Raw genomic sequence first — 7141 nt, 5'->3', positions numbered from 1 at the left:
CTGGCGCTGCGGGCTCGCCCATGGACACGGCGGGCACCACGAGTCCCTCGACGGGGGATCGGCCGCGCGGTGGAGCGACGGCGCGACGGGTCGGCGGCTCAAGGACCTGTAGCGCGGCGAGCGCCGGCCCGGACCGCTGGTTGTGCGGGTGGCGGGTGGCGGGTGGCGGGTGTCGGGTGGCGGGCGGCGGGCGTCGGGTGGCGGGCGTCGGGTCTGGGTGCAGCGCCGCACGGTGCGACGTCCGCCACTCCGTGCGAGCTTGCCCGCTGGGTGCCCCGCTACAACCCCGCACCGATCGGGCACCTCCGCACCCGGTGAACGAGCTCGCACCGTGCGAACCGACGGCGCACCGCGCCGCACGGTGCGACGTCCGTCACCCCGTGCGAGCTTGCCCGCTGGGTGCCCCGCCACAAACCCGCACCGAGCGGGCACCCCCCCGCAACAAGTGAACGAGCCCGCACCGATCGGGCAGTCCCGCACCCGGTGAAAAAGCGCGCACCGTGGGAAACGCCGGTGCGCGGCGCCGCACGGTGCGACGTCCGTCACCCCGTGCGAGCTTGCCCGCTGGGTGCCCCGCTACAAGCCCGCACCAAGCGGGCACCTCCGCACCAAGTGAACTAAACCGCACCGTGCGAACCGCCGGTGCGCGGCGCCGCACGGTGCGACGTCCGCCACTCCGTGCGAGCTTGCCCGCTGGGTGTTCCGCTACAACCCCGCACCGAGCGGGCAACACCGCACCCAGTGAACAAGTCCGCACCATGCGAACCGCCGGTGCGCGGCGCCCGCCACCCCTCCGGCCCGCGCGGCACGGTACGGACCCGCGCGGGGGAGGCCGGACCCGCGCGGGAACAGGACAGCGGGCGCGACGCCGGGGCCGCTTTGCGCGCCGGACGGCTGCGGGATGGGCACCGGGGGACAGGAACCCGGCCGTCGCGGGGGCTTCCTGGGACGTGTCTGGAAAGTCCGCCGCCGGCGTGACCACCGTCTGGTGTGCCCCGTCCCATCCGCGGACGGCGACCGCCGGAACGGCCCGATCCCGGGTCCACCCACCGGCGGCGTCCGTCCCGGCCGCGCCGCAGGGAGCGGCGTCCACCGACACGCCCCGCGTGCACCCACGACGACAGACGAACCCGAAGGAGACCCTCATGGCTCAGCGCCGACCCGACCGCGACCGAAACCGCGGACGCAACGAACCGGTGAGCGGATCGACCTCCGAGCAGCGCCGTGAGGACGCCGTGACCTGGTCGCCGCTCGCCCGGTACGCGTCCGAGTTCTTCGGCACCTTCCTGCTCGTCCTCGGCGGTGTCGGGACCGCGCTGTTCGCCGCGAACGTCCCGAGCGCCACGGACAACCAGCAGGGTGTCGGCTACCTCGGCGTCGCCCTGGCGTTCGGGCTGACGCTCGTCGCGGGGATCTCCGCCGTCGGGCACATCTCCGGCGGCCACTTCAACCCGGCCGTCACCCTCGGGCTGCTCGCCGCCGGACGCACCGACGCGCGGCACGTCGCCGGCTACATCGTGTCCCAGGTCGTCGGCGGGCTCGTCGCGACGAGCATCCTCGCCGCCGTGCTCTCCGGCAAGTCCGGGGCGTTCCAGGCCGCGCGGGACGGCGGGTTCGCCTCGAATGGCTACAGTTCGGCGAGCCCCGGCGGGTACGGGCTCGGGTCGGTCTTCCTCACCGAGGCCGTGCTGACCGGGGTGTTCATCGCGGTCATCCTGTCGATCACGGCCAAGCGGGAGTACCAGGCGGTCGCCCCGCTCGGCATCGGGCTCACGCTCACCCTGATCCACCTCGTGAGCATCCCGGTCAGCAACACGTCGGTGAACCCGGCCCGCTCGATCGCCGCTGCCGTCTACGGCGGCGCGACCCCGCTGTCCCAGCTCTGGGTGTTCATCGTCGCCCCGATCGTGGGCGCGGTCGTCGCCGGGGTGATCGTCCGGGTCGGCGGCCGGCGCCGGATCACCAGCTGACCCCTCGAACACCGCGGGACGCCCCGCTGGTCCACCTCGGGCCGGCGGGGCGTACCGTCTGCTGGACCGTGGTCGACCGCGACGGTCGATCGCACACCGACGTCAGGGAGATCGCATGAGCTCGCGCACCACCACCGCCTCCGTCACCGCCAGGACCCTGCTGCGGATCGCCCTCGGCGCCGTCCTCGTCTCACACGGCTCCCAGAAGCTGTTCGGCGCCTTCGGCGGCGGCGGCATCGAGGGTACCGCCCAGGGCATGCACCAGATGGGCTTCCGGCCCGGTCGCCGCAACGCCGTCCTCGCCGGCCTCGGCGAGGCGGGCTCCGGCGCCGCACTCGCCCTCGGTCTCGCCACCCCGATCGCCGGCGCCGGCGCCGCGACCACGATGGGTGTCGCGTCGAGCGTCCACACGCCCAACGGCTTCTTCAACGCGGACGGCGGCTTCGAGTTCCCGGCGTTCCTCGGCTTCTCCGCCGCGATGTTCGCACTCGGTGGTCCCGGCCCGGTCTCGCTCGACCACGCGACGCGGCACGTGTTCGACCGGCCGTGGCTGCGGGCGGTCGCCCTCGCCGCGGTCCCGGTCGCCATCGCGGTGCAGGTCGCGCAGCGTCGGAAGGCGCTCGCGTCGGAACCGGCGGCGACCGACGAGTCGTAAGGGGTACCGGACGGGAGGCGCGGTGCCGGCCCGCACCGCGCCTCCCGTCGGTCGTCCCGATCGTCGCGGGCCCCGCTAGCGCAGCGGGACGGGTCAGGACCTGACGGCGGCCTGCCGGCCGGGCCGGATCCCCCTGCGCTGACCGGAGGCGAGTGCGGACACGGCCGCCAGGATGACGATCGCGAGGACCGCCGAGACGAGTCCGGTCCCGGCGCCGAGGCCGCCGCGCGAGGGCGCCACCGCGACCCAGTCGGCGAACGACGCGCCGAGCGGACGGGTGAGCACGTACGCGGCCCAGAACGAGGCGACGGGCCCGAGGATGCGGAGCCCGCGCGCCACGACGACGCCGGCGATCCCAGCCAGGAAGAGCAGGCCGCCGGCGAGGAACCCGAGTCCGGCGGACGACGCGACGAGGTCCCCGACGGCGGTGCCGAGCGCGAAGGTCACGGCCACGGCGGCCCAGTACCAGAGCTCGCGGCGCAGCGTGTCGACGTGGTGCACGTCGAGGCTGCCCGCCGTGTGTCGCCAGCCGACGAACACGACGACGAGCGCGAGAGCGAACACCAGCGTCGACGCCCAGTACGGCACGCCGATGGCGACGTGCGCCGCGTCGGCGGCCATCGTCCCGAACACCGCGACCATCACCACGGCACCCCAGTACCGCCACGGCGAGGACCGCACGCTCGTCAGCTGCACGGCGAGCACGACCGCGAAGACGACCGCCGTGACGAGCACCGTCGGGACGGGGTCGAACCGCCGCACCAGGAAGTCGGACAGGGCCTCGCCGAAGCCCGTGGTCAGCACCTTGACGGACCAGAAGGACGTGGAGGGGGCCGGGACCTTGTTCGCGCGCACCCGTCGACGGTCGCGTGCCCGTTCGGAGGATCCTCTGAGAAACGCTGTCAGGCGGGCTGCGGGGGCCGGGTCCGGACCGGCGCCAGGGTGTGGGTCAGCGTCGTCGCGACGACCGCACCGGCCGCGATGATCGCGGCGAGGACGACGATCTGGAAGCGTCCGGCCTCGATCGGGGAGACCCCGCCGAAGATCGCACCGACGAAGGCGCCGGGCAGGGTGACCAGTCCGGTGGTGCGCGTCTGGTCGGTGCTCGGCACCATCGCGGCGTGGACCGCCCGGCGGACGAGCTCGGCGGTCGACTGCCGCGGGGTGGCACCGAGGGCGAGCCAGCCCTCGACGTCGTCCCACCGGTCGTCGACGAGCTCGACGAACCGTCGCCCGGAGAGCGTGGCGCTCGTCATGGCGTTCCCGATGACGATGCCCCCGATCGCGAGCACGTACCGCGGTGTGAAGGCGATCGCACCGGTGGCGAACACGACCGCGAGCGCACCGACGATCCCCGCCGACATCGCCAGGGCGACGGGGAGGAGCCGGGTCCGCAGCGTGCCGAGCCGTCGCGCCGCCGTCGTCGTGGCCACGCCGAACATCACCACGAGCGCCGCGGCGATCCAGAGCGGGTCACGGATCACGCCGCTGAGGACCAGGCTGATCAGCGCCAGTTGCACCGTGCCGCGCACGACCGCGAGCGCCGGCGCCCACGGCGACGGAGCGCGCGCGAGCAGGAGCACGAGGGTGGCCAGGGAAACCAGGACGACGACACCGACGAGCGTCCACAGGATGCTGCTCGGCTCGTTCACGGGTCGAGCCTGCCACGGCTGTGCCAGGCTGGACGGACGGTGCCACCCGCGACGCGCCGGAGGAGGCACGGTGACGAGGACGGACCGGTTGCTGCTCGTCGAGGACGACCCGCGACTCGGGCCCCTCGTGGCGGACGTGCTCGGCGAGGACTGGGACGTGACGCTCGTGACGAGCGGCGAGGATGCGCTGGACGCGGCGGCGGACCGGATGTACGCGGTGATGGTCGTCGACCGACGGCTGCCCGGGATCGACGGTGCCGAGGTCGTGGCCCGACTGCGGCGTCGACGCGACGCGACCCCGGTGCTCATGCTCACGGCCCTCGGCGCGCTCGGCGACCGGGTCTCCGGGCTCGACGCCGGAGCGAACGACTACCTCGTGAAACCGTTCGAGTTCGAAGAGCTCGCCGCGCGGTTGCGCGCCCTGACGCGGGACTTCCGGTCGGAGGGGGACCCGCTGCCGATCGGTGCGTGGACCTTCTACCCGGACACCGCGACCGTGTACTCGCCCTACTCCGGGCGGATCCAGTTGACGGATCGCGAGAACGCCCTGCTGGAACTCCTGGCCCGGGCACCGACGACGGCGTTCAGCCGGGCGCACATCCTGTCGACCGTGTTCGGCGACAGCGAGGTCGAGGGCACGGTCGACACGTACGTGCACTACATCCGGCGCAAGACCGACCGTGAGCTCATCACGACGATCCGCGGGACCGGCTACCGGATCGGTTCACCGTGACCCGTGACGCGGACGACGTGGCGGTCCGGCGGTCGGCGGTGCGGATCGGTGTGCAGGTCGCCCTCGTGTCGGCCGGGCTGGTCGTGGTGATCGTCGGCCTCGTGTTCGCGTACGTGCTCTGGCAGTCCACGCCGACCGAGGTGCACGAGCAGCACGCGGCGGACACCACGCGGATCTTCGTCGACCGCGACGCGTTGCTCGGCGCCCTGGCCGTGATCGGCGCCGGTGCGGTGCTGCTCGCGGGGCTCGCGACGTGGTTCGTCGCCCGACGTGCGGTCGTGCCGCTGGGGGAGGCGCTGCGGCTGCAGCGGACCTTCGTCGCCGATGCGAGCCACGAGCTGCGCACGCCGCTCACCGTGATGAGTGCGCGGGTGCAGCAGCTGCAGCGCAGGATGTCCGCCGACGACGACCGCACGCCCATCGTCGACGCCCTCCGCGAGGACACGCGGTCGCTCGCGGCGGTGGTGGACGACCTGCTGCGGGCCGCGACGATGGACGGCGATGACGGATCGGCGGCGACGCCGGTGTCCCTCGAGGTCGACGGTGCGGTCGCCGACCTGCAGGTGGTCGCCGAGCAGCGTGCCGTGCGCATCGTGCACCGCGGAGACGGCGGAGGCGACGTCGACGTGGCGGTCCGGATGTCCGCGACGCCGCTCCGCCGAGCTCTCGTCGCACTCCTCGACAACGCGGTGGGGCACGCTCCGGCGGGTTCCGACGTCGAGGTCCGGGTCACGGCGACGCCACGGACCGTCGAGATCGCGGTGCGGGACCGTGGCGACGGCATCACCGGGATCGACCCGGACCGGGTCTTCGACCGCTTCGCGCACGGGACGCCCGCGGCGGGTCCCGCCGAGCGTCGGACGAGCTACGGGATCGGCCTGGCCCTGGTCCGCGAGATCGCCGTCCGGGCCGGGGGATCGGTCCGTGTCGGCGCCACCGGCCCGGGCGGGACCATGTTCGTGCTCAGTCTGCCGCGGGTGACCGGCGGAGCCGAACCGCCTCGACCGACCCGTCGGTGAGCGCAGCGGAGGACCGCCGGAGCCGCACGGACGTCGCCCCGACGACCACGAGGATCGCGGCGAGGAACACCGTGCTCGTGGTGATCGTGCCGATGCCCAGTCCGCCATCGGACGTCGGCTGCGAGAGCAGGTCTCCCAGCGAAGCGCCGAGCGGCCGGGTGAGCACGTACGCTGCCCAGAAGCACGCGACCCCGTCGACCCGGAGCCCGAAGCGGAGCAGGGCGACCAAGGCGATGCCGCCGGCGAAGAGCAGCAGCGCCGGGAAGTACCCGATACCGGTCTGTTCCCCGATGAGGTCGCCCGCGGCGGTGCCGAGGGCGAAGGTGAACAGGATCGCGAGCCAGTAGAAGGCCTCGCGGCGCACCGTGTCGATCCGGTGGATGGACAGCGTGCCCTCCACCCGGTGCCAGGCGAGGAACACCACGACGAGGCCGACCCCGAACACCGTCGTGCTCAGCCACAGCGGGACGCCGAGCCCGTCCGTGAGGTTGTCTGTGATGCACGTGCCCACGATGCTGATGAGGACGACGGTGACCCAGTAGACCGACGGACGGTAGGAACGTGCGCGGAACTGCAGGACGAGGAACAGCACCAGCACGGCGCCCATCACGACCGTGGTCAGGGGGAGGCCGAGTCCGAGCGTCTCGCTCATCAGGTCGGCGGCCGTCTCACCGACGGTCGTCGCGAGGACCTTGACGATCCAGAACGACGCCGTCGGGTCCGGGACCTTGTTGCGGACGGTGGCGACGTGGGCGGGGGTCGAGCGTGGCATGGGGATCCTTCGCGATCGGGTGGGGGACGAGGCGCTCAGCTGGTGGTGGAACGGCTCCGGCGGCCGCGCCGCGCGCGGACCGCGCCGATGACGACGGGCAGGACCGAGACGACGACGATGACGAGCGCGAGGACGTCGATGTTGTGCGCCACGAACGGGATGCCGCCGAGCAGGACGCCGACCAGGGTCATGAGGACGACCCACACCGTGCCACCGAGCGCGTTCCACAGCGTGAAGCGGCGCCAGCGCACGTCGGCGGTGCCGGCGGCGAGGGGGACGTACGTGCGGACGACCGGGACGAACCGACCGAGCACGAGCGAGAGGGCGCCGTACCGCGCGA

Annotated in this window: 8 protein-coding genes; 4 read left to right on the top strand and 4 right to left on the bottom strand. The window is 73.4% G+C overall.

The features are described from left to right. Positions 1–1196 precede the first annotated feature (1196 nt). Both aqpZ and I5E_RS02025 read left to right on the top strand, forming a co-directional pair. Entirely contained in the window at positions 1197–1970 is a 774-nt protein-coding gene (gene aqpZ / locus I5E_RS02030; protein WP_261974838.1) for an aquaporin Z, read from the top strand. A gap of 115 nt (positions 1971–2085) precedes the next feature. After that, positions 2086–2625: a DoxX family protein gene (locus tag I5E_RS02025; protein ID WP_022905529.1), complete on the top strand. Its 540-nt coding sequence runs from the start codon at positions 2086–2088 to the stop codon at positions 2623–2625. Between the two features lie 93 nt (positions 2626–2718). On the opposite strand, the gene I5E_RS02020 is transcribed toward I5E_RS02025, so the two are convergent. Together I5E_RS02020 and I5E_RS02015 are read right to left on the bottom strand one after the other, a co-directional pair. Then, complete coding sequence (locus I5E_RS02020; RefSeq protein WP_022905528.1) at positions 2719–3480, bottom strand: COG4705 family protein; 762 nt, start codon at positions 3478–3480, stop codon at positions 2719–2721. A 47-nt stretch (positions 3481–3527) separates the two neighbouring features. Beyond that, positions 3528–4277: an ABC transporter permease gene (locus I5E_RS02015; RefSeq protein ID WP_022905527.1), complete on the bottom strand. Its 750-nt coding sequence runs from the start codon at positions 4275–4277 to the stop codon at positions 3528–3530. A gap of 70 nt (positions 4278–4347) precedes the next feature. On the opposite strand from I5E_RS02015, the gene I5E_RS02010 reads away from it, so the two are divergent. Continuing rightward, a complete protein-coding gene (locus I5E_RS02010) occupies positions 4348–5010 on the top strand; it encodes a response regulator transcription factor (RefSeq protein ID WP_022905526.1) in 663 nt (220 codons plus the stop codon). Beyond that, the gene (locus I5E_RS02005; RefSeq protein ID WP_022905525.1) at positions 5007–6029 is read left to right on the top strand and encodes a sensor histidine kinase; all 1023 of its coding nucleotides are present in this window, start codon (positions 5007–5009) and stop codon (positions 6027–6029) included. Before I5E_RS02010 ends, I5E_RS02005 begins: the two co-directional genes overlap by 4 nt. On the opposite strand, the gene I5E_RS02000 is transcribed toward I5E_RS02005, so the two are convergent. Continuing rightward, positions 5974–6801: a COG4705 family protein gene (locus I5E_RS02000; RefSeq protein ID WP_022905524.1), complete on the bottom strand. Its 828-nt coding sequence runs from the start codon at positions 6799–6801 to the stop codon at positions 5974–5976. The two genes, I5E_RS02005 and I5E_RS02000, sit on opposite strands and share 56 nt — an antisense overlap. A 35-nt stretch (positions 6802–6836) precedes the next feature. Beyond that, positions 6837–7141: DedA family protein (locus I5E_RS01995; protein ID WP_022905523.1), on the bottom strand; the 305-nt coding region annotated here is incomplete at its 5' end.

The sequence above is a fragment of the Curtobacterium sp. B18 genome (genome assembly GCF_000333375.1).
Lineage (GTDB): Bacteria > Actinomycetota > Actinomycetes > Actinomycetales > Microbacteriaceae > Curtobacterium.
Note: the sequence above shows the minus strand (reverse complement) of the source record. Positions and strands in the feature narration are given on the sequence as shown.

Excerpts from the sequence above, each read along its gene's own strand:
- I5E_RS02000 (WP_022905524.1), bottom strand. The coding sequence starts at position 6,801 with ATGCCACGCTCGACCCCCGCCCACGTCGCCACCGTCCGCAACAAGGTC.
- I5E_RS02025 (WP_022905529.1), top strand. The coding sequence starts at position 2,086 with ATGAGCTCGCGCACCACCACCGCCTCCGTCACCGCCAGGACCCTGCTG.